The following is a 20455-nucleotide window of genomic DNA, read 5'->3' on the forward strand; positions in this document are numbered from 1 at the left end:
GTTGTGCGGGCATCAGATGACGCCCTCTTCAACGGTGTCCGAGTTGGGCTGGCGCTCAAGGATCTGCGCCACCTCCGTCAAGGTGGCGGCGCCGAACAACTGGCCCATGGGCAGTTCAAGGCCGAGGCGGGTACGCAGCATTTCGAGAAAACGCGTGGCCAGGAGGCTGTCGCCACCGAGGCGGAAAAAGTTGTCGTGGCGCGACACGCTCGGCACGTTGAGCAATTGCCGCCAGAGCTCGGCGATCACTTGTTCGTCCGGCCCCAGCGGTTGTTCGTCCACCGTGGCGCATGGCTGGGCGGCGGCCAAGGAGACCTGCAGCGCCCGGCGATCGATCTTGCCGTTGCTGCTCAGAGGCAAGCGTTCCAGCACCAGGATCTGTTCCGGGCGCATGTACCCCGGCAGGCACTGCTCCAGGTGTCGTGCCAAGACCTGTGCCTCGGTGCTGGCGGTCACGGCGGCCATCAGCCGGTTGTCCGTGACGAGCGCTACGGCCTTGGTTACGCAGGGGTGACGGGCGAGGGCCGCCTCGATTTCGCCCAGCTCGATGCGATGGCCGCCAATCTTCACCTGGCTGTCGGCGCGCCCGAGAAATTCCAGCAGGCCATCGGGGTGGTAGCGGCCCAGGTCGCCGGTGCGGTACCAGCCATCGACAAAGCGCTCGGCGTTCAGCTGTGGCGCGTGGCGATAGCCGCGAGCGACCCCGGCCCCACCAATCCACAGCTCACCGGTGACCCAATCCGGGCAGTCCCGGCCCAGGGCATCGACCACCCGGTAGGCCTGGTTGGCCAGTGGCACGCCGTAGGGGATAGAGCGCCAACCCGGCAGTGCTTGCTCCACGGGGTAATGATTCGACCAGATTGCCGCTTCAGTGGCGCCGCCCAGGGCGATAAAGCGACAGCCAGGGGCCTGTTGTCGCAGGCGCTGGGGTAGGTCGAGGCCAATCCAGTCGCCCGACAGCAACGCGACCTTCAGGTCCAGTGGCTGGCGGTCATGAGCGTTGGCTTCCAGCAGCATGTCCAGCAGGGCCGGCACGCTGTTCCACAGCGTCACGCGGTGGTGCTGCAACGCTTTGAGCCAGGCCCGGGCGTCGCGGCGCTGGTCTTCTTCGATCAAGACCAGCGCACCGCCCGCCGACAGCAGTCCGAACAGGTCGTACACCGATAGGTCGAAATCCAGTGCTGACAGGGCCAGCGTGCGGTCGCTGGCGTCGATGCCATAGCAGCGGTTGATCTCGGCCACGGTGTTCATCGCCGCGCGGTGGGTGATTTCCACACCCTTGGGCTGGCCAGTGGAGCCGGAGGTGTAGATCACGTAGGCCAGCACCGCGGCCGAGATGGCGAGCGGCGCCGACAGCGGTTCAGCTTCCAGCGCCTGGAGCGGATCAAGGTGTTTGACGCTCGGCAGTTGCGGGTCATGCGCGGCCAGGATCAGCGCTACGCCGGCCTGTTGCAGAATGCGTTGGCAACGCTGTAACGGTTGGTCGACACCGACCGGCAGGTACGCGGCACCCGCGGCCAGGATGCCCAGCACGCTGGCGATCTGTCGTGGCCCCTTGGCCAGGGACACAGCCACCAGATCGCCCGGCACGACACCCGCGTCCACCAGGCTGCGGGCAATGCGCAGCGCCTGCTCGGCCAACTCGCCATAGCTGAGCGTGCCGTGCTCACCCCACAACAGCGCCGGGCGTTGTGGCGCTTGGCGTGCGTGTTCGAAGAAGCCCTGGTGCACGGTCGGGTCACCCGGCACGCTCGGGCCCGGGGCATTGAGCTGCGCGCGCAATTGCGCCTGGGTTGGGGGCAGCAGGTCGGGCGGTGGACTGTCCCAAGTGTGCTCGGCCAGCCAGTTCAAGCTGTACAGGTAGGCGTCGAACATTGCTTCGACCAAACCGTCGGGAAACAGGCCGACCACGCGGTCCCAGTTCAAGGCAATGCCGCCGTTGGCTTCCACCACCTGATGGTCGAGCCAGACCTGTGGGGTCTGGGTCAGGCCAAAGACTTGCCGGGCAAACGGCCCATCCACCGGCGCGGCCGTACCATCCGGGACCCCAAGCGCACTGGTGAACACCACGGGCATGCTCACCTGTTGCTCGCCGCTGCCCCGGGCCAGCTGCCGCAACAGGCTGACCGAGCCGAGGCAGCGGTGTTCCAGTGCCTCGCCCAAGGTCCGCTGGGTACGTCGGGCGCGGTCGACCCAGCGTTCGCCGGGCACCGGTACATAGCCGAGCAGCGTGAGGGAGGTGAAATCGCCCATGACCTGATCGATCTGGGGATGCAGCGCACGACGATCGAACAGCGTGAGGTTGAGGCTGAGGTCGGGACGCGCACTCCAGCGACCGAGGGTTTCGGCAAACGCGCAGAGCAGTACCGCAGAGGCGGTGAGGCCATGCTGTTGGGCCTTGGCCAGGATCGCTCCCCAGGCGTGGGCGTCGATTTGCCCTTGCAGGCGTTCGAAGCGCGGTTGGCCAATGCTGGCGGGGTCAACCGCCAGTGGCAGTTGCGGATGCGGCGGCAGTTCAGGCAGACGCTCTTGCCAGAAGTGTTGCGCGGCTTGCAGCTCGGCCTCGTCCACGGCGGATTGCAGTTGATAGTCACGAAACGACAGTTCCAGGGGCTGCAGCGTCAACCTGGGGTCACGGTACAAGGCATCGAGCTCTGCGTAGAAGCGCAGGATGCTCAGGGCATCGAGGATCAGGTTGTCCAGGCTGATGGCCAACCGCGTGTACCGGCCGTGGGCCACGGCCTGCACATCGAACAGCGGCCACTGGCCTGGATCGAACACGCGATGGGCACAGTGTTCACGCAAGTCGTCGAGGTTGGCGTAGCCCTGGCCAATTTCGAAGGACGGCAGCTGTTGCAGGGGCAGGATGCGGGCCTGGCCGCATTGATCGAACACCGCACGGAGCATTTCGTGACGCTCGATCAAACGCTCCAGTGCGTTCTGCAGGCGCGGCAGGTCGAGGTCCTCGACGTCGTATTCGCGATAGAAGTGGCAGCTCACGCCGCCCAGTACCAGGCTCGGGTCACGACCCAGCCAATAGGCTTGCTGCACCTCGGTCATTGGGAAAGGCGCATGGCGTTGCGGCAGGTCGGGCACAATCGTGTGTTGCGGTTCGGCCTGGGCCTGTCGATGCAAATCGGCACAAAAGTGCGCCAGCACTGGTTTGGAAAAGACCTGGGCGATCCGCGCGCCCCCCAGCCCTTGCTCTGCAAGCAGACGCACCAGGCGGGTGGCGCTCAGGGAATCACCGCCCAGGGCAAAGAAGTTGTGTTCACGGCAAACCTCACCACAGCCCAGCAACTGCTGCCAAGCAAGCGCCACCTGCGTTTCGATGTCGCCGCTGGGAGGGGACAGGTTGGCCTGCAAGGGGGCGCTGATGGCCGCCAGCCAGTCGGTCAATACTTTGCGATCCACCTTGCCGTTGCCGGTCAAGGGCAGCTGTGCGCAGCCCAGGATTGTGCCGGGAATCATGTAGCTCGGCAGACGCTCGGCCAGATGTTGGGCCAGGCCCGGTGGGGCTAAGCGTGTGGGTGTCGCGGGGCCGTCCGTCAGGCGCACCACCGCAGCCAATTGCTGGCCGGCCAGCAGCGCCACCGCCTGCTCGATGCCTGGCCAGGCCAGCAACGCGGTTTCGACTTCCCCGGCTTCGATGCGGTAACCGTGCAGTTTGAGCTGGAAGTCGGTGCGCCCGAGGAATTCGACGTTGCCGTCGGGGTGATAACGCGCACTGTCGCCGGTGCGGTACCAACGCAGGCCTTGATAGTCGACAAAGCGTTCAGCAGTGCGTACCCGGTCGCCGCGATAGCCCTCGGCAACACCGGCGCCGCCGATCCACAGTTCGCCGGCCACCCAGTCCGGGCAGTCGTGCCCGCGCGGGTTGACGATGCGCAGGCGAACGTTATCCAGTGGCGTGCCATAGGGCAGGCAGTGCCAGGGCAAGGATTGGCCGGGCAGCACTTCGAACAGGGTCGAGTGAATGGCGGTTTCGGTGGCACCGCCCAGGGCCATGAAGCGGCAGCCGGGGGCTTGGGCCCACAGCCGTGGCGCCAGGTCCGGAGCAACTTTGTCGCCACCTAGCAACACCGCACGCAGGGGCAGGTTGGCATCGGCGGGGGCACAGCCGAGCAGCATGTCGAGCAACGCCGGCACGCAGTTGAGCACGCTGGCGCGATGCTGCAGGGCCAGTTCACGCCAGCGGCCGGCATCGCGCTGGGCCTCGGGCGCGATACCGATCACCGCCGCCCCGGTCGACAGCGCGGCAAACAGGTCGAACACCGACAGGTCGAACTCCAGCGCCGAGAGCGCGAGGATTCGGTCGTCGCTGTTCAGTTGCAAGCGCCGTTGCAGGTCTTCCAGGGTGTTGGCGGCGGCCAGATGGCTGATTTCCACGCCCTTGGGCTCACCCGTGGAGCCGGAGGTATAGAGGATATAGGCCAGGTCGCTGACGGCTCCAGGCCGCGGGGCATCCAGCGCGGTGCTGGCGGCGGGCAGTTGCGTGAGCACCAAGCGGGCACCCGACGAATCGCAGATTTTCTGGCAACGCGTCGCCGGTTGATCGACGCTGATGGGCAGGTACGTGGCGCTGCACGCCAGGATGCCCAGCACCGCGATCACCTGCTCGGGCCCCTTGGGCAGCTGCAACGCCACCACGTCGCCGCGCCGGACGCCTTGGCCTTCCAGGTAGGCCGCCACTTGCAGAGCACGTTCGGCGAGTTCGCCGTAGTGGATGACGGGACCATCGCCGTGCAATAACGCGGGCAGGGTGGGGGTCAGGCGTGCCCGGGCAAAAAAGGCCTCGTGCAGACGTCGTACCGGCAGGGCCGCTATCTGCCCTTGGACGCCGTTACGTACCTCAAGTTGGCTGGCGGGGATCAGCGCCGGAGGCGACAGGTTCCAGGCCGAAGACTCAAAACACAGGCGCTGCAACAGCCCGGTATAAGCCTCGAACAAACCGTCCAGTACACCGTCGGCGAACAACCCTTCACGGGCGTCGAGATTGACCAGGATGCCGCCATCGAGCTCGGTGACCTGGGCGTCGAGCCACACTTGCGGGCCTTGGGAAATGATCCAGGCCGGTTGGCCGAAACACGCCTGCACGCCCTCAGCGAACAATTCCCCCAGCCCCAGGGCGCTGGTGTACACCACCGGCGCCAGCACTTGCTCACCCCGTTGCCGGGATAGTTCGCGCAGCACCTCCAGGCCGGAGAACGCGCTGTGTGCCGCATCGCTGTGGAAGCGCCGTTGCAGGGCCGTGGCGCGAGCGGCGAAAGTGCCGGTGACGTGGCCGTCCCAAGCCAGCAGGATCGATGAGGTGAAATCGCCGACCAGGCGCTCGACATCGGCATGCAGTGGCGTGCGATTGAACAGTGGCAGGTTGAGCAGCAGCTCGGGCGTCTCGCACCAGGCGCCGAGGGCTTCACAGAACACCGCCGCCAAGGCCATCGCCGGCGTCAGGCCGTGCTCCCGGGCATGGCGCTCGAAGGCCTGGCGCTGGGACGGCGGCAGCCAATGGTGACGGCGCCGCACCTGACGATCGTCGCCCTGGGTCTTGATGGGCAAGCGCGGGGCGCCGGGCAACTGGTCCAGGCGCTGCAACCAATAGTCACGAGCTTGTTGATGAAGGGCACGTTGCACGGGGCTGGCGTGTTCACGGCGCAGGTCGGCCAGGTAGCGGGCGAAGCTGTAGTCCAGCGCGGCCAGGGGCTGTTGGCGATACAGCTGCACCAGGTCACCGAGCAGGGTACGCAGGCTCAGGGCATCGGCGGCGAGCATGTCGAGGTTCAGGTGCAGGCGCGTCCCGTCGGGCAGCAAGGACAACTGGATATCCAGTACCTGACCTTGTTCAACGGCCAACTGGCGGTGGGATAACTCCGCGCGCAACGCCTCCAGCCGTTGCTGCTGTTGCTCGGCGCTGGCCTGGCGCAAGTCGTGCACCTTCAACCCTGACCAAGGGCTGCGGGGGAGGATCCGCTGGCGGCCGTCGTCGAGAAACTGCGCACGCAACATGGGGTGGCGTGCCAGCAGCGCCCGCACGGCCGCTTCCAAGCGGGACGGGTCGACGTCGCGGCCATCGAATTCGTTATAGAAGTGCGCCGCCACACCGCCCAACTGCTGGCCGGGGGCGCGTCCGATCCAATAAGCGTGTTGCATCGGCGCCAGTTCGAAAGGCTCCTCGTCGTCCGCGGCTGCGGTGGCCGTAGCCGGGGCTTGGGGCGCCGCATCGAGCACGGCCAGCCAGGCTGACAGCCGCGGATCGGCGATCAGGTCGGCAAACCGCGCGGTCAGGCCGTGGCGGCGCCATTGGCCGGCCAGGCGAATCAGGGTGACGGAGTCCAGCCCCCATTCGATCAGGTTCGCCTCCAGGGGAATCTGGTCGGCGGGCAGGTCGAGGGCCTGGGACAGGGATTGGCGCAGCAGTGTTGCGGTTGAGGTGCTGGGAGTGGCCATGGCTCAACGTCTTCTCATTGCTAGGGCCCGGACCGGGGTTGGCCCAGGCGCTGGGGGCAGGCAGTTGCATGGAGGAAGATGCTAGTCATTCTCATTTTGGCAACTACCCGGATCGAATCGTTTTTGCCCCGCATCCGCGTATCGCTCACCGGTTGCAGTGCCGTGGTGGCTACGCACAACGCCGATCGCACGCAGGATGCGGTTGGAAAATGACTTGAATCGGGTAGAGCCCGCCCCATGGCCTTGACTACCGTCGCTCGCCGCCCTCTTGCAGGGCCTGTGTCCCTCTGATTGGAGTTGTGGATGTCTGTCGATTCGGGTTTACAAGTGCGCGGCCTGCGCAAGCGCTACAACAACGGCGTCGAAGCGCTGCGCGGCGTGGACCTGAGTGTCGGCCCCGGGATGTATGGCTTGCTGGGGCCTAACGGCGCGGGCAAAAGCAGCTTGATGCGGACCCTGGCGACCCTGCAGCAACCCGACGCCGGCAGCATTCACCTGGACGGGGTGGATGTGTTGGCCGATTCCGATCATTTGCGCCGCCGCCTGGGCTATCTGCCGCAGCAGTTGGGCGCATATCCGGGCGTGAGTGCGCGGGACTTGCTCGATCGTTTTGCCTGGCTCAAGGGGCGTACCGACAGCCGCCAGCGCCGCGAGGAAATCGAGGGCCTGCTGGACAAGGTCAATCTCCAACAAGCCGCCCATCGGGCGCTCGCCACTTATTCGGGCGGCATGCTGCGTCGGTTCGGCATCGCCATGGCGCTGGTGGGCTCGCCACGCTTGTTGATCGTTGATGAGCCCACGGCGGGCCTTGACCCGGCCGAACGCAACCGTTTCCATCGGGTGCTCGCCGATGTCGCCGCCGAGTCCATCGTGTTGCTTTCGACCCATATCGTCGAAGACGTCGAGAACCTCTGCAGTCGACTGGCGGTGCTGGCCGGTGGGCAGATCATTGTCGAAGGTAGCCCGGCGCAGTTGCTGGGTGCTGAGCAGGGGCGGTTGTGGGAAGCGTCCTTCGACCGTGGCGAGTCGCTGCCCGATGCCTTGCATATGGCCGCCAGCCCGCAGGGCAGCCGGGTCATCGTCCATGGCGAGCGTCCGGCCGACCCTCGCTTTCTTCCCCATGCGCCGCGCCTGGAAGACATCTATTACCTGGCCCTGGCCCAGGCGGGTGAGGTGATCGAGGCATGAATACCTCTGCTCTGCTGATGCGCGAGGCCTGGGTGGAAGTGCGTGCCGGGCTGCGCAGTGGCATTCCATTGCTGGTGTTCCTCGGCCTGACCGGCTACCTGCTGATGGCCCTGACCAACGCCGACTATGTGCAGAAAATGGGCGCCAGCGAGATCGCCCGCAATGCCCCGAGCCTGATTTACCTGATGTCGTGCGGCTGTATGTTCTTCCTGTTTTTTGCCTGGGCCTGGGTGTTTGCCCAACCGGCCCTGAGGGACCGTAAGGCGCAGTTGGAAGAAGTGCTGCTGGCCTTGCCGCTGTTGCTGCCGGCGCTGTTGTGGGGGCGTTTTATCGGTGCGGCGTTGGTGGGTGGTTTGCTCGCCAGTTCATTGATCGTCGGCTTTCTCGTCAGCCCGGTGCTGGGCTGGCTCGGCTGGGTGCCGGCGGCGAGCATCGGCGCCCCCGTGTGGTCGGCGCTGGGATTTGCCTGGGGCGCCTTGCTGTTGCCGGTGAGCACCGGCATCGGTGCGTTGTATTACCTGCTGGCCTTGCGCAGCCGGGGCCTGGCTGCGCCGTTTGCCTTGGCGACGGTACTGATGCTGCTGTGGATGTTCGCGGTGGTGGTGCTCAAGGGCGGGCACATCAATCCATTGTTGGCCGCCAGCCTCGATCCGTCACTGTTTACCTTTGCTCAGGCCCAGGTGGAAACCTGGAGCGCCGCGCAGAAGTCCCAATCGCTGTTGGCATTGACCCCGGGGTTCTGGCTCAACCGGGCGTTGTGGTGTGGGTTGCCCTTGCTGTTGCTGGCCATCGTCTTGGCCCGCACCAGTCGCCAAGGCTTGATGGGCCGACGCAGTGGCGCTGTGTTGGCCGAGCCGCCGATGCTGTTGGCGAGCCACGTGCGCTTGCCCGGCCCGTTATCCGCCAGCCGCTGGTCGCGGGCCTTGTGGCGTGAGATCCGCTGGCAGGTACGGCAGTTGTTTGCCCGGCGCATCGGCTGGGTCGCCCTCGGGTTGTTGCTGGCCATGGGCATACTCAGCGGGTTTGTCCACATCGTGTGGCATGCACGCGGGCCGATGGTGCCGCGCCCGGATCTGATCTTGCCGTTGTTATCGAGCGCGTCGTTCCTGGTGATCGCCTTTATTGTCGCGGCGCTGGTGGGGCTGGTGTGCCGGCGCGATGACGTCGAAGGCCTGGGCGCGATGTTGCAGGCAACCCCGGCACCGGTGTGGCTGCGTTTGTTGGGCCGGGTGGCCTGCGTGCTGGTGGCGACGCTGGTCTTGGCACTGGTGCCGGGCGTTGCCAGCCTGGTGATCAGCGCGATGGCCGCCCCCGACAACCTGGCGCCGGGCTTTGTGCTGATCTATCAGACGCTGGTGTTCGCGCCGCCGCTACTGGAACTGGCGATGCTCACGGTGCTGGTGCATGCGTTGATTCGTCGCTCCGGCCTGGCGTACGCGACGTCAATGCTGCTGACGTTTTTCCTGGTGCTCAACCATGAATTGGGGTTGGTCAGTTATCCCGCCTATGCCATGGCGATACCGGCCCACGTGGCGTTGTCACAACTCACGGGCTGGGCGCCCTGGTTGCCTTATCTGGCCACCTTGACCAGTTGGAAACTGGCCGGCTGCCTGGTACTGGTTGCGGTGGCGGCGCTGGCCTTGCCCCGGGGGCCGGAGCGACGCCGTCTCATCGATGTACGCCGCAGCCTGCTGGGCTTGCCGGGTGCGCTGCTGGTGTTGGGGGCTGTCGGTTTGCTCGGCAGCGGCACGCTGTTGCATTGGCATCTGGTGGAACAGGGCGATTACCAATCGGTGGCCGAGGAACGGGCTGAGCGCGCCGAATGGGAACAGCGATGGCTGGCCGGGGCGGGTGCCTGGCAGGTGGCGAACGGGCGCTTGCATTTGCGCATCGATAGCGTTGCGCGACGTGTAGACGGTGAGTGGACGTTGGGGACCGTGATCGCCGCCAATGAGCACCTGGACGCCGAACTGCCGCCGGGTTTGCACGTCACGGCGGTGAGCGTCATGGGGCGGCCGGTCATTTTCGAACAGGCGGCCGCGCACCTGCGTGTGCCTTTGGCTGAATGCGCGGCGAGCGGCTGCAACGTGCAACTGAACTGGACGCTGGATGCCGTCGGCTGGCCGTCCGAAGGTGACGCATTCTGGCTGGGACCGCGAGGGGTGTGGTTGCAATCGCGCCGCGTGATGCCACGCCTGGGCCTGGACAGCGAGCGCCTGCTGCGTGCACCGGTCCACCGTGCCGAAGCCGGTTTGCCGCCTGAGGTGCCGAATCTGCCGGCAGGCTCGGCGGTCGCCGCGAACGCGGTGGCACCCGCAGGCGCGTGGCAATGGCTGATCGAGGTCGATGGCCAGGCTTTCAATGGTCACAGCGCAGGGCCACTGGACTTCGCCTATCACACGGCGGCGACGCACGACCTTGACGGCGTGCAAGTACTCGCCGATGCCAGCCGCCAGCAAACCGCCCGTGAGGTGCGCGAAGACCTGGAAGCCATGTCCGCTTGTGTGGCTCGGCGCCTGGGCAGTCGCCCGGCCGTCGAGTCCCTGAGCCAGTGGCCGACCGGCATGGGCGCCAGCCAGTTGAGCCAGCACCATCTTGTGCTCAGCCAGACGCCGGATTGGGACGTGACGCAGGCGGGCGTCGGGCGCTGGACGCGCCGCGCGCATATCGCCGAACTACTCGCGCGGCGGATGTTGATCGACGCCAGCGACCTGCGACAGGCCCAGGGTTACCTCTGGCTGAGCCAGGGCGTGGCGGGGGCGATCGGCTTGTTGTGTGTCGGCGACGTTGACGGCGTTGAAGCCCGCTCGACCTTGGTGAAGTTGATGGCCGATGACTTGACGCGCGCCTTGAGCAATGACGGCGAGCCCATCGGCACCTTGGCCGACGCCCGGGAACAAGGCTGGGTCGCGATGTATGCACCGCTGGCCAGCCTGGATTGGGTGGCCGGGCAAAGCGCCGGACAACTGACGGCGATGACCACGAGTATCCGAACTGGCCAGGGATGGCCCGCCGCGATCCAGGACCTGCTGGGCGCGCCCTCCGATCAGGCGATCACCGCAGCGCTCAAGCGCTGGGGGCCTGCGCAATGAATTCGAACCATCCCTTTTGCCTGGAGTTTTTCCATGTCATCACAACTGTCTATCCAACCGCTGCGCCGTCCCCTCGGCTGGCGGGAAAATGTCTTGACCCAAACCCTGGCGTTGGCCTTGTCCAGCCAGATGTGCGCGGCCTATGCCGCTGATTATCAACCTGCCGCCAGCGCGGAGGTGATCGAGCTGGCACCGCTGATGGTCAGCGCCCGGCTGAACGAGGAAAGCGCCAAAGATATTCCCTTCGGGCTTTCTGTGATCAACGGACAAACCCTCGAAGCCCGGCGCTTGCGCACCCTGGAGGACGCATTGCGGACCACGCCGGGTGTGGATGTGAATTCCTGGGGCGGCGCCAACGACGCCAATGTGCGCATTCGTGGTGTTGGTTCGCTGAACCAGATGAGCATGGACGATGGCTCGGTGGTGTTGAATGTGGACGGGGTGCCGATGTCAGTGCGCAACGCAGCGATGGCCACCCTCGACGTGGAACAGGTGGAAGTGCTCAAGGGACCCCAGGGCACGCTGTTCGGACGTAACAGCGAGGCGGGCGCGATCAACGTCACCACCCGTAAGCCGACCCGTGAACGGGAAGGTTATGTGCGCGGTGAAATCGGCAACCAGGGCCAGTTCATGACCGAAGGCGCCGTGGGCGGGCCATTGACCGAATCCGTCGCGGGGCGCATTGCCGTGCGCCGCAGCGGCTTCGATAATTGGGTCGATGCCCAGCAGGACGGTGATCCGCTGACCAAGCCTCGCGACCTGGCCCTGCGCGGCAGCCTGCTGTGGGACAACGACCAAGGCACGACCGGCCTGCTGACCGCCGAGCGCCAGCGCGCCGATCATTACGCCGGCCTGGAGATGCTGCGCCCGTTTGGTAACCGCCCCAGCCTGGACTACACGCCCGGTACGTTCGATGACAACCAGAAGACCAACGAGCGTTATTCCTTCGAGCTCAACCATGACCTGGCGCAGTCGCGGATCACCTCGATCAGCGCCTACACCAGCACCGACCTCAATGCGGTCAAAGGTTATGACCGTAACATCACCGAGGCGCTGTACGGCTCACCGTTCGAATACCTGATCGAAGATTCCGCCAAGGAGCGCGTGTGGAGCCAGGACCTGCGCCTGGGTTCACTGGCGGACGCCGATGTGTTCTGGGTGACCGGGATAAACCTGTCACGCTCCGAGCGCCGTTTCGATTCGGACGATTTCACCAGCGGTGCGCAGCAAAGGCGCGATTTCAGCACCAACAGTTATGCGCTCTACGGCGAGATGACTTATCCGATCGCCGAAGACTGGAAGCTCACTACTGGCTTGCGCCACAGCTGGGACCGCAAGACCTACGGTGCCGACTATTCCAGCGGCGGCACTACCGTCGGCGACGAACGCCGGTTGCAGGACAACTACAGCACCGGGCGCGTGGCGTTGAGCTACGCGCTGACAGCGCAGACGAATCTGTATGCGGTACTGTCGCGAGGCTATAAATCAGCCGGTTTCAACGATTACGCCACCTCGGTCAAGGACAGCGAACCCTACAAGGCCGCCAAGGTTAATTCCGCCGAAGTCGGTTTCAAGCATGAAAGCGCGGAGGGTGCCCTGAGCCTCGAGGGGGCATTGTTCCTGACCCGGGTGCAGGACGATCACCTGCTGGGGTATGACTTCAACACCCTGGCGGTCAGCGCAGTGAACGCCGATACCCGCAGCAAGGGTGCCGAGCTGTCGAGCACGTGGCATGTCACCGATGAGCTGACCCTGGGCAGCGCCATCAGCTACACCAACGCGGTGGTGACCTCCGATGCGCCGGGGGTTTCTGGCGGTGATGTCGCGGCGGGAAATCGTGTGCCGGATGTGCCGTTGTGGAGCGGCAACTTCAGCGTCGCCTGGCAGAAAAACCTGGATGAGTTCCTGGGCTTGCCGGCGCCGCGCCTGAATACGTTGCTCAACTATCGGGTGCAGAAAAATCGCCCGGCCGACCCACAGAATCACTATGACCTCAAGGGCTACGCCAAGCTGGACCTGCACCTGGGCCTGGAGAGTGGCGGTTCGGAAGTCTACCTGTGGGGCGACAACCTGCTTGATGCGCGATATGACCTGTATGGTTCGTATTCCACCGATCAAGTGCTGACCGGCATGCCGGGCCGAGGGCGCTCGGCCGGCGTGGGGTACAGCTATTCGTTCTGAGTGCCGTTTGATTCGAAGGGCAGGTTAGAACGCATAGGTATAGCCGACCCCCAAGGTGCGTCGCCGTGCTGGCGCACCGTAGGCCACCGGGTCACTGTAGAAACCATAGGTGTCGTAGGTTTGGTTCAGCAGGTTGTCGGCGAAGGCATAGACCTCCCCAAACCGGCTTTCGAGGCCTGCGCGCAGGTCGAGTTTCTCGTAGTTGTCCAGGTTGAAATGATTCTGCGGATCGGCGGCGCGTTCGCCCACCAGGCGGTAATTGAGGCTGGTGTTCAAGGTGGTTTCGCCAAGACTGGCGAAGGTGCCCAACGGGTGCTGCCAGCTGATGTTGAGGTCGCCGCTCCAGCGCGGCACATCCGGGGTAAGGTTGCCGGCGGCGACATCACCGGCCTGGATGCCGTGCACGGCGCTGGTGATCTTGGCGTCGAGGTAGGTGGCGCTCGCGGCCAGGGTCAGGCCATGGTCGAAATGCCAGGCGCCCTCCAGTTCGGCGCCGCGGGTGCGGGTATCGGCATTGAACGCATTGGTGGCGAAGGTCGCAGCGTTGTAGCCCAGCAGATGGTCGTCGTGCACGCGGGTGTAGAACAGCGCACCGTTCAAGCTACCGCGGCGATCTTCTGTTTCACTTTTGAAGCCCACTTCAGCGGCTCTGCTGACGGCGGCCTTGTAGGGCTCGCTGTCGCTGACTTGTGCCGCATAATCATTGAACCCCCCGGATTTATAACCCCGCGCCAGTTGCACATAGACGTTGGTTTGCGGGGTGAGCGCGTAGCTCAGGGCCACGCGGCCGGTGCCGTAATGGTCAGTCAACTTGCGTGAATCATCCACGGCGTTGGCGCCATCGATGTATTGGCCATCGTAGGTCTTGCGATCCCAGGAATGGCGATAACCCGTGGTGAGTTTCAGGCGTTCGGTGAGCGGGAAGGTGACTTCGCCGTAGCCGGCATACGTGGTGGTGGTGAAATCGCGGAACCTGGCGCTCGTAGTGCCGTAGGTGTTGCGCGGGGTGTCGTAGCTGCGCTCGTTGCGGCTGGCGGCAAGGCCGGCGATCCAGAATGTGTCGGCGTCGGGCAGCGAGCTCAAGTGCAGGTCCTGGCTCCAGCTGCGCTCGAAGGACTTATCCACCACCCAGTACTCACTGGGCGTGCCGTACAGGGCGCCCATCAGTTTGCTGTCGTAGGCGATCAGGCCTTCGAAGTCGGCGGTGGAGGTGGCGGTTGTCGAGGTCAGGCGACTGTTGGCGAAGTCATGATCGACCTTGACGGTGTAGCGCTCGGTGGTCTTGTAGTTGTCGTCGAACAGGCCGGGTGTCAGGTCCAGGCTGGGGTCGCTGCCATAGGGGCGCAGCACCAGCGAGTTGGTGGCGCGCTCGGTTTTCTGGCGTTCGGCGCTGAACAGTATCTGGGTGTCATCGTTGAGGTCCCAAAGCAGGCTGGCGCGATAAGCCTCGTTGCGCGGTTTGGTGATGGGATCGTTGGTTTGATCGTTGTCGATCCAGCTGTCGTAGCCGGCACGACGAACCGCCAGGCGGCCGCTGAGGCTGTCGCTGATCGGCCCGCCGATGGCTCCTTCGCTGAGGAACTGGCCCTCCTGACCGACTTCGCCGCGCACATAACCTTCCAGTTCGCGGGTCGGCTGGCGGGTGGTGATATTCACCGCTCCCGCCTGGCCAATCGCACCGGACATCGTGCCCTGGGGCCCCTTGAGCACTTCAATGCGGTCGACATCCAGGGTGCCGAAACCGAGGCTGCGGGAGGGTACGGGTACGCCGTCGATGTTGAACGCCACTGAGCTGTCATCCATCGACATCTGGTACAGCGAGCCGACGCCGCGGATCAGCACGTTGAAGTCATTGGGGCCGCCGGATGAATTGACACTGACCCCGGACGTATTGCGCAGGGCGCTTTCCAATGTGTCGAGGCGCTGGGTACGCAGTTGCTCGCCGCTGATCACGCTAAGGCTGATGGGCAGGCTCTTGGGATCTTCCTGCTCCATGCGCGCGGTCACCGTCGAGACAGGTAATTCAAAGACTTCGCCGGTGGCGGCAAGGGCAGGACAGGCCAGTGTCCAAGTTAAGATTATTGTTATAGTATTACACTTGTAGCAAGATCGAGGGGTAGTCGTCGTGTTGCATCGTGCAGACATAATGGGACCTTGACTGAGGTTTTGAGCAGTGCGCGTGACCGTTAGCAGTAACGAATGGGCGCAGCGTGTGCGGCGCGCCAGATGCTAATAATTATCAATTGCACAACTCTACCCCGATGTGATCTGATTCGAGCCGTATCCGGTCAACCAGGAGATTCACGATGTCAGTCGTTCAAGGAGGCGCAGGAGAGCCGATGCCGGTTTCGCGAATCATTACGGGAGAATATGGAAGCGACTTGGGACCCGGGGCGCACTGTCGGGTCACTCGCATGGCCCTGCAGGACGGACTCGACATCGTGCGCTGGCAAAGCAAGTTCGAGCAGCCGATCGAATTGCCCCTGCAGGATGACAGCGATTGCATTCACTTCAGCTTCACCAACCTGCTCAAGGGCAAGGCTGCCTGCAGCTTCCGTGACGGCCGTCGGCAGCGCCGCTACGTGATTGACGAAGGCGCGGGCTGCATCAGTTATGGCCGTCGTCGCGATGGCCTCTATCACCAGCATGGCGAGATCGACAACATCACGGTCATGATCCGGCCCGAGGTGCTGTCACAGTGGGAGTTGAAACTCGACCCGCTGCTGAACAAGGCACTGGCGTGCGATCATTGTTTCCTTGATGGCCATCGCAGTGGCGAGATGAGCGCGACGGCCCATCTGTTGTGCAAGGCCATGGACCCGGGACCCGACTTGCCGATGGGCCAACCGCGAAGCGGTCTTTGGCTGTATGGCCAAAGCGTGACCCTGGTCAGCCTGTTCCTGGAGGCGCGCCGCAATGTGGAGTGCACTTGCCGTGTCAGCCACATCGACCGCCAACGCCTGTTGCGTGCGCGTGAACGCTTGCTTGCCGATCTGGGCAAGGCGCCAAGCCTGTCGGAACTCGCTCGCGAGTCCGGCATGAGCCAGCCCAAGCTCACCCGCGGTTTTCGCCAACTGTTCTTCAACAGCGTCTACGGCGTCTTCCAGCAAGCGCGGATGATCCAGGCCCGCAGTCGATTGTTGAACGGCGAAGAGTCGGTGATGCGAATCGCCTCGGACCTCGGTTATGCCAACGCCAGCCACTTCGCCACCGCCTTTCGCAAGCAGTTCGGGATCAACCCTTCGCTCCTCAAGCATGGCGGAAGAAACAAGCTATCGATCTAGGTCAGCTGCGCCAAACCCTACGATCGCCTTGGTTTCCAGATACTCCTCAAGGCCGAAGACGCCGTACTCACGGCCATTGCCCGAGCGTTTGTAGCCACCGAATGGCGCCATGGGATTCCAGGCCGGGTAATTGAGGAGCACTTGCCCCGCGCGGATACGAGAAGCCACGGCGCGTGCCAGATCAAGATCCTGCGATTGAACATGGGCGCCGAGCCCATAGATCGTATCGTTCGCGATAGCGACTGCCTCATCGATGGTTTCATAGGCAATGATGCACAGCACCGGCCCGAAGATTTCTTCCTGGGCGATCCGCATGGCGTTATCCACCTCGGAGAAAACCGTCGGGCGGGTGTAGAAGCCCTTTTCAAACCCCGACACGCGTCCCAGTCCGCCGCACAGCAGTTTGGCACCCTCATGCAGGCCAGCCTCGATCATGGCTTGCACACGATTGAACTGGGCCTCATTGGCGATGGGGCCGAGTACCGTGTCCGGTGATTGCGGATCGCCCACGATGATCGCGTTGGCAGTGGCAGCCGCCAGCGCTTCGACTTCCGCCAGGCGGTCCTTGGGCACGATCATCCGGGTGGGGGCGCTGCACGATTGTCCAACGTTGCGCAACGCCGCCATCACGCCCAATGGGACGGCTTTGGCAAAGTCCGCATCAGGCAGCAGAATGTTCGGGGATTTGCCGCCCAATTCCTGCCCGACCCGCTTTGCCGTCGGGGCGGCCGCCTGTGCCACCAGTGCACCTGCGCGGTTTGAGCCGGTAATCGAAATCATGTCGACATCCGGGTGTGCGGCCATTGCCGCGCCGACCACATGGCCGCTGCCGTTCACCAGGTTGAAGACGCCCGGCGGAAGGCCCGCATCATGGACCACTTGGGCAAACAGGAGGGCGCTCAGCGGTGACAGTTCACTGGGTTTGAGGACCACCGTGCAGCCGGCTGCCAGCGCTGCGGCGACTTTTGCGGTGATTTGATAAAGCGGCCAGTTCCACGGGGTGATGAGGCCGCAGACGCCGATCGGTTCGCGCTGGATTGCGGTCCCGTTCTCGACTGTCTGGAAGCGATAAGTGGAGAGGAGGTCGCGGGCGACTCGAACGTGTTCGGCCGCCAGGGGCACTTGCATCGCCCGTGCAGAACCGATGGCTGCGCCCATTTCCAGGGAGATCGCCTGGGCAAACGCTTCTTTTCGCTCAAGGATAAGCGCATGGATCTTGTCCAGCACCCGTGCTCGCGCCACTGTGGGAGTGGCAGACCAATCGGCAAACGCGGCACGCGCCGCCGCGACCGCCCGATCGACATCCTCGGCAGACCCGCTAGCGACCTGGGCGACGATCTCTTCGGTAGCCGGATTGACCACCGGCAAACTGGCCGGGCTTGCCGGCGCCGACCAGCCGCCATTGATATAAAACAGGTGGGCGGTTTGCGGATCAACGCAGTAGCTGTTCGAAGATTGGCTAGTCATCCAAGGTGTTCCTTTCGAGCGGTATGTCGAGTCTGCTCAATAAGCTAACAAAGCAGCCCAGAGAAAATATGCCGTTCTTCACGTGCGCAAAGGAGAATCTGCCGTATCTGCAGGGCTAACTTGGCATTACCTTGTGGCGAGGGAGCTTGCTCCCGCTGGGCTGCGCAGCAGACCCTTTTACCCGCTGCGTGCCACTGCTTCGATTTCGATCAGGTAGCCATGATGCAAGGCCGGAACCGGCACCACCGCCCGCGCTGGCCGGTGTTCTCCCAGGTAACCGGCGTAGATTCGATCGAAGGCGGGCCAGTGTTCGATGCCTGCGACATAGACAGTGACCTTCAGCAGGTCGCTCGTGCTTCGGCCCGCTGCGCTGAGGATCGCCACCAGGTTGTCGAGCGCGATGGAGGCTTGGACCTCAAACGGTTGGTCGGCGCTGTGGACGCCATCGGCGCGTATCGGCAGTTGTCCGGACACATACAGGACGCCTTGGTGCACGACTGCCTGGGCGTAATGTCCACCCGGCGCTGCGGCATTGGCCGTGCAGATCAGGTTGATCGAGCCTGTTTGATTACCAGCCATGCAAACGACCCCAGGTATGTACACCACCCTCGGCGTCGACCGCGTGATAGTCCGGGAATTGCGTGCCTGTGGCACAGGCATGGTTGGGCAGGATGCGCAGGCGACTACCAATGGGGAAGCTCACGGTGATATCAACATTCTCTGCCGTTTCAAGCGCGATGATCCCGTGCTCTTGATTGGCTCCGGTGAGCAGCGCCCCCTCGATCCAATCGCCGGCTTCGGTGCAAACCTGGCCGTAACCAAAGTCTCGCTTCTGGCGTTGCGTGCCCCGGTCACAGCTCATGGCCATCCAACCGGCATCGGTGATGATCCAGCCTTTGTCTTTCTGATGACCGATGACGGTGGTCAGTACGCTCAGCGCCAACTCGTCCGGCTGGCAGATACCGATGTTGTGCATCACTAGGTCGAAAAACACATAGACCCCGGCGCGTACTTCAGTGACGCCTTCCAGGCTCAATGCCGACAATGCCGTAGGCGTCGAGCCGATGCTGACCTCCGGGCACGGGAACCCCGCTTCACGGATTCGTTGGGCCGCTTTGACGCAGAGACCGCGTTCCTGTTCGGCCAAGGCTTGCAGCGCTTCTGGGGTGTCAAGCTCGTAGCTTGACCCGGCATGGGTCATCACTCCGCGAAGCTGCATGCCACCTTCGCTGAGTATCCGGGCGACTTCAACGAGTGAATCGTCTTCCACGTGCAGGCCAGATCGATGGCCGTCGCAGTCGATCTCGATCCAGACGTCGAAACGTTCGTGGTGTTGCTGGCCGAAGGCGACGATGGCCTGGGCCGCTGCGATGCTGTCGGTAAGGAGGCTTAACTGGCAGCCTTGGCGCCGCAGCAGCAGGGCTTGGGCCAATTTGCCTGGCGCTATGGCGACGGCGTAGAAAACGTCACGGATGCCTTCAGCGAAACAATATTGGGCTTCCTTCAAGGTAGAAACCGTTACGCCACTGGCACCGGCGGTGAGCTGCGCCCTGATCACGGGCAGGCATTTGCTGGTTTTGATATGCGGGCGCAAACGCACACCCAAGGCATCCATGCGTTGTTGCATGCGCTGGATATTGTGCTGCATGCGCGGCACATCGACGATCGCGGCGGGGGTATCGAGGGTGGCAAGAGAGGCTGACATGAGGGGGGCTCGAATGGCTGGGTAGAGGGAGCACTCTACAAAACGTTCGTGAAGCTGTGGTTCAATTAGATGTCATCAATCATTAAGTACAATTGAATGATATCCATCGAAGACCTGCGTCTGGCCGTGACGCTGGCACGTGCCGAGTCGTTGAGCGCTGCCGCCAGAATCCTGAATGTCTCACCCCCTGCGCTGTCCATGCGTCTGCGCAAGCTGGAGACGCTGCTCGGCCTGACATTGGCCAATCGCGATGCCCGGCGCCTGAGTCTTACCGCCGATGGCGAGCGCTTCTCCCGGGAAAGCGCGCGTTTGCTGGAGCAGTTGGAGGCGCTCCCGGAGTCCTTCAAGCAACAAGACGAGCAACTGGTCGGCACGCTCAGGTTGGCGGCGCCGTTCGGCTATGGACGCCAACGCGTTGCACCGCTGCTGGCGCGGTTCGCCAGGTTGCACCCTCAGCTATGCCTGCACTTGGATTTGCGCGAAACGCCTTGGCCTGATCGCCATGACAGCGATGCGGTGATTCATATTGGTCACCTCAATGACAGCCTGTGGGTGGCCAGACTCCTTACGTCAAATGACCGATGGTTATGCGCAAGCCCTGCCTATCTGGAGCAGCACGGCACGCCGTCATCGCCCGAGCAACTCGCCGAGCACCGCTGCATTTGCATTCGTGAAAATGATGAAGATGTCACGCTGTGGCATCTGCGTAAGGGGCAGGGGCGTAAAACCTTGCGCATCGAGCCCGCGATGCTGAGCAACGATGGCAGCGTGGCCCGACGCTGGGCGGAGCAAGGCCTGGGGCTGGTGTTGCGTTCGCAATGGGATGTCAGTGACGCCATTGCCGACAAGCGTTTGGTTCGGGTGTTGGCGGATTGGCAATTTGACAGTGCGCCGATCAGCCTGGTGGTGCCTTCACGAAAACTGCGTAGCCCGCGGGTGCAGGCTTTGGTGGTGTTTCTGGAGGAGGCGTTGAAAGCATGATTGGCAGATTTTGGTGTGTATATCCGTTATTTAGGTAACGGCGGCTTATGGTTCCGCTCTTACAGCGGGTCACTTTTGAAGAGCGCGAAAGTAACCAAAGCGCTTCTGCC

Annotated in this window: 10 protein-coding genes; 5 read left to right on the top strand and 5 right to left on the bottom strand. The window is 63.7% G+C overall.

Annotated features, from left to right (window positions below; translation table 11 throughout):
* Window positions 1-12 precede the first annotated feature (12 nt).
* Window positions 13-6447 carry an amino acid adenylation domain-containing protein gene (locus AB4N80_RS19500; protein WP_460078353.1) on the bottom strand — a complete coding sequence of 2145 codons (6435 nt, stop codon included), beginning with the start codon at window positions 6445-6447 and terminating at the stop codon, window positions 13-15.
* 303 nt (window positions 6448-6750) lie between these two features.
* Here AB4N80_RS19500 and AB4N80_RS19505 point away from each other — a divergent pair, with 303 nt between their 5' ends.
* The 3 genes from AB4N80_RS19505 to AB4N80_RS19515 are packed head-to-tail and all read left to right on the top strand — an operon-like array spanning window position 6751 to window position 12908.
* Window positions 6751-7635 carry an ABC transporter ATP-binding protein gene (locus AB4N80_RS19505; protein WP_460078355.1) on the top strand — a complete coding sequence of 295 codons (885 nt, stop codon included), beginning with the start codon at window positions 6751-6753 and terminating at the stop codon, window positions 7633-7635.
* Window positions 7632-10727, top strand: coding sequence for a hypothetical protein (locus tag AB4N80_RS19510; RefSeq protein WP_460078358.1), 3096 nt, complete (start codon window positions 7632-7634; stop codon window positions 10725-10727). Before AB4N80_RS19505 ends, AB4N80_RS19510 begins: the two co-directional genes overlap by 4 nt.
* Before the next feature lie 33 nt (window positions 10728-10760).
* Window positions 10761-12908: a TonB-dependent receptor gene (locus AB4N80_RS19515; RefSeq protein WP_354339034.1), complete on the top strand. Its 2148-nt coding sequence runs from the start codon at window positions 10761-10763 to the stop codon at window positions 12906-12908.
* Between the two features lie 24 nt (window positions 12909-12932).
* Here AB4N80_RS19515 and AB4N80_RS19520 read toward each other — a convergent pair whose 3' ends face one another.
* Entirely contained in the window at window positions 12933-14903 is a 1971-nt protein-coding gene (locus AB4N80_RS19520) for a TonB-dependent receptor (RefSeq protein ID WP_460078362.1), read from the bottom strand.
* A 419-nt stretch (window positions 14904-15322) separates the two neighbouring features.
* On the opposite strand from AB4N80_RS19520, the gene AB4N80_RS19525 reads away from it, so the two are divergent.
* Window positions 15323-16192, top strand: coding sequence for a helix-turn-helix transcriptional regulator (locus AB4N80_RS19525; protein WP_305471117.1), 870 nt, complete (start codon window positions 15323-15325; stop codon window positions 16190-16192).
* Here AB4N80_RS19525 and AB4N80_RS19530 read toward each other — a convergent pair.
* The 3 genes from AB4N80_RS19530 to AB4N80_RS19540 form a co-directional block, all read right to left on the bottom strand.
* Window positions 16181-17659 carry an aldehyde dehydrogenase family protein gene (locus tag AB4N80_RS19530; protein ID WP_305492392.1) on the bottom strand — a complete coding sequence of 493 codons (1479 nt, stop codon included), beginning with the start codon at window positions 17657-17659 and terminating at the stop codon, window positions 16181-16183. The genes AB4N80_RS19525 and AB4N80_RS19530 overlap by 12 nt on opposite strands.
* A gap of 177 nt (window positions 17660-17836) precedes the next feature.
* Window positions 17837-18238 (bottom strand): RidA family protein, encoded by a 402-nt coding sequence (locus tag AB4N80_RS19535; RefSeq protein WP_305481558.1) that lies wholly within the window; start codon window positions 18236-18238, stop codon window positions 17837-17839.
* On the bottom strand, window positions 18228-19364 hold the full coding sequence (locus AB4N80_RS19540) for a DSD1 family PLP-dependent enzyme (protein ID WP_460078367.1): 1137 nt from the start codon (window positions 19362-19364) through the stop codon (window positions 18228-18230). Before AB4N80_RS19540 ends, AB4N80_RS19535 begins: the two co-directional genes overlap by 11 nt.
* A 96-nt stretch (window positions 19365-19460) precedes the next feature.
* On the opposite strand from AB4N80_RS19540, the gene AB4N80_RS19545 reads away from it, so the two are divergent.
* A complete protein-coding gene (locus AB4N80_RS19545; protein ID WP_305471110.1) occupies window positions 19461-20345 on the top strand; it encodes a LysR family transcriptional regulator in 885 nt (294 codons plus the stop codon).
* The last annotated feature ends 110 nt before the right edge of the window (window positions 20346-20455 follow it).

This window comes from Pseudomonas sp. H3_A02, assembly GCF_054671965.1.

Coding starts and splice junctions, on each gene's coding strand:
- AB4N80_RS19505 (WP_460078355.1), top strand. CDS start 6,751: ATGTCTGTCGATTCGGGTTTACAAGTGCGCGGCCTGCGCAAGCGCTAC.
- AB4N80_RS19535 (WP_305481558.1), bottom strand. CDS start 18,238: ATGGCTGGTAATCAAACAGGCTCGATCAACCTGATCTGCACGGCCAAT.
- AB4N80_RS19520 (WP_460078362.1), bottom strand. CDS start 14,903: ATGGAGCAGGAAGATCCCAAGAGCCTGCCCATCAGCCTTAGCGTGATC.
- AB4N80_RS19540 (WP_460078367.1), bottom strand. CDS start 19,364: ATGTCAGCCTCTCTTGCCACCCTCGATACCCCCGCCGCGATCGTCGAT.
- AB4N80_RS19515 (WP_354339034.1), top strand. CDS start 10,761: ATGTCATCACAACTGTCTATCCAACCGCTGCGCCGTCCCCTCGGCTGG.
- AB4N80_RS19500 (WP_460078353.1), bottom strand. CDS start 6,447: ATGGCCACTCCCAGCACCTCAACCGCAACACTGCTGCGCCAATCCCTG.
- AB4N80_RS19510 (WP_460078358.1), top strand. CDS start 7,632: ATGAATACCTCTGCTCTGCTGATGCGCGAGGCCTGGGTGGAAGTGCGT.
- AB4N80_RS19545 (WP_305471110.1), top strand. CDS start 19,461: ATGATATCCATCGAAGACCTGCGTCTGGCCGTGACGCTGGCACGTGCC.
- AB4N80_RS19530 (WP_305492392.1), bottom strand. CDS start 17,659: ATGACTAGCCAATCTTCGAACAGCTACTGCGTTGATCCGCAAACCGCC.
- AB4N80_RS19525 (WP_305471117.1), top strand. CDS start 15,323: ATGGCCCTGCAGGACGGACTCGACATCGTGCGCTGGCAAAGCAAGTTC.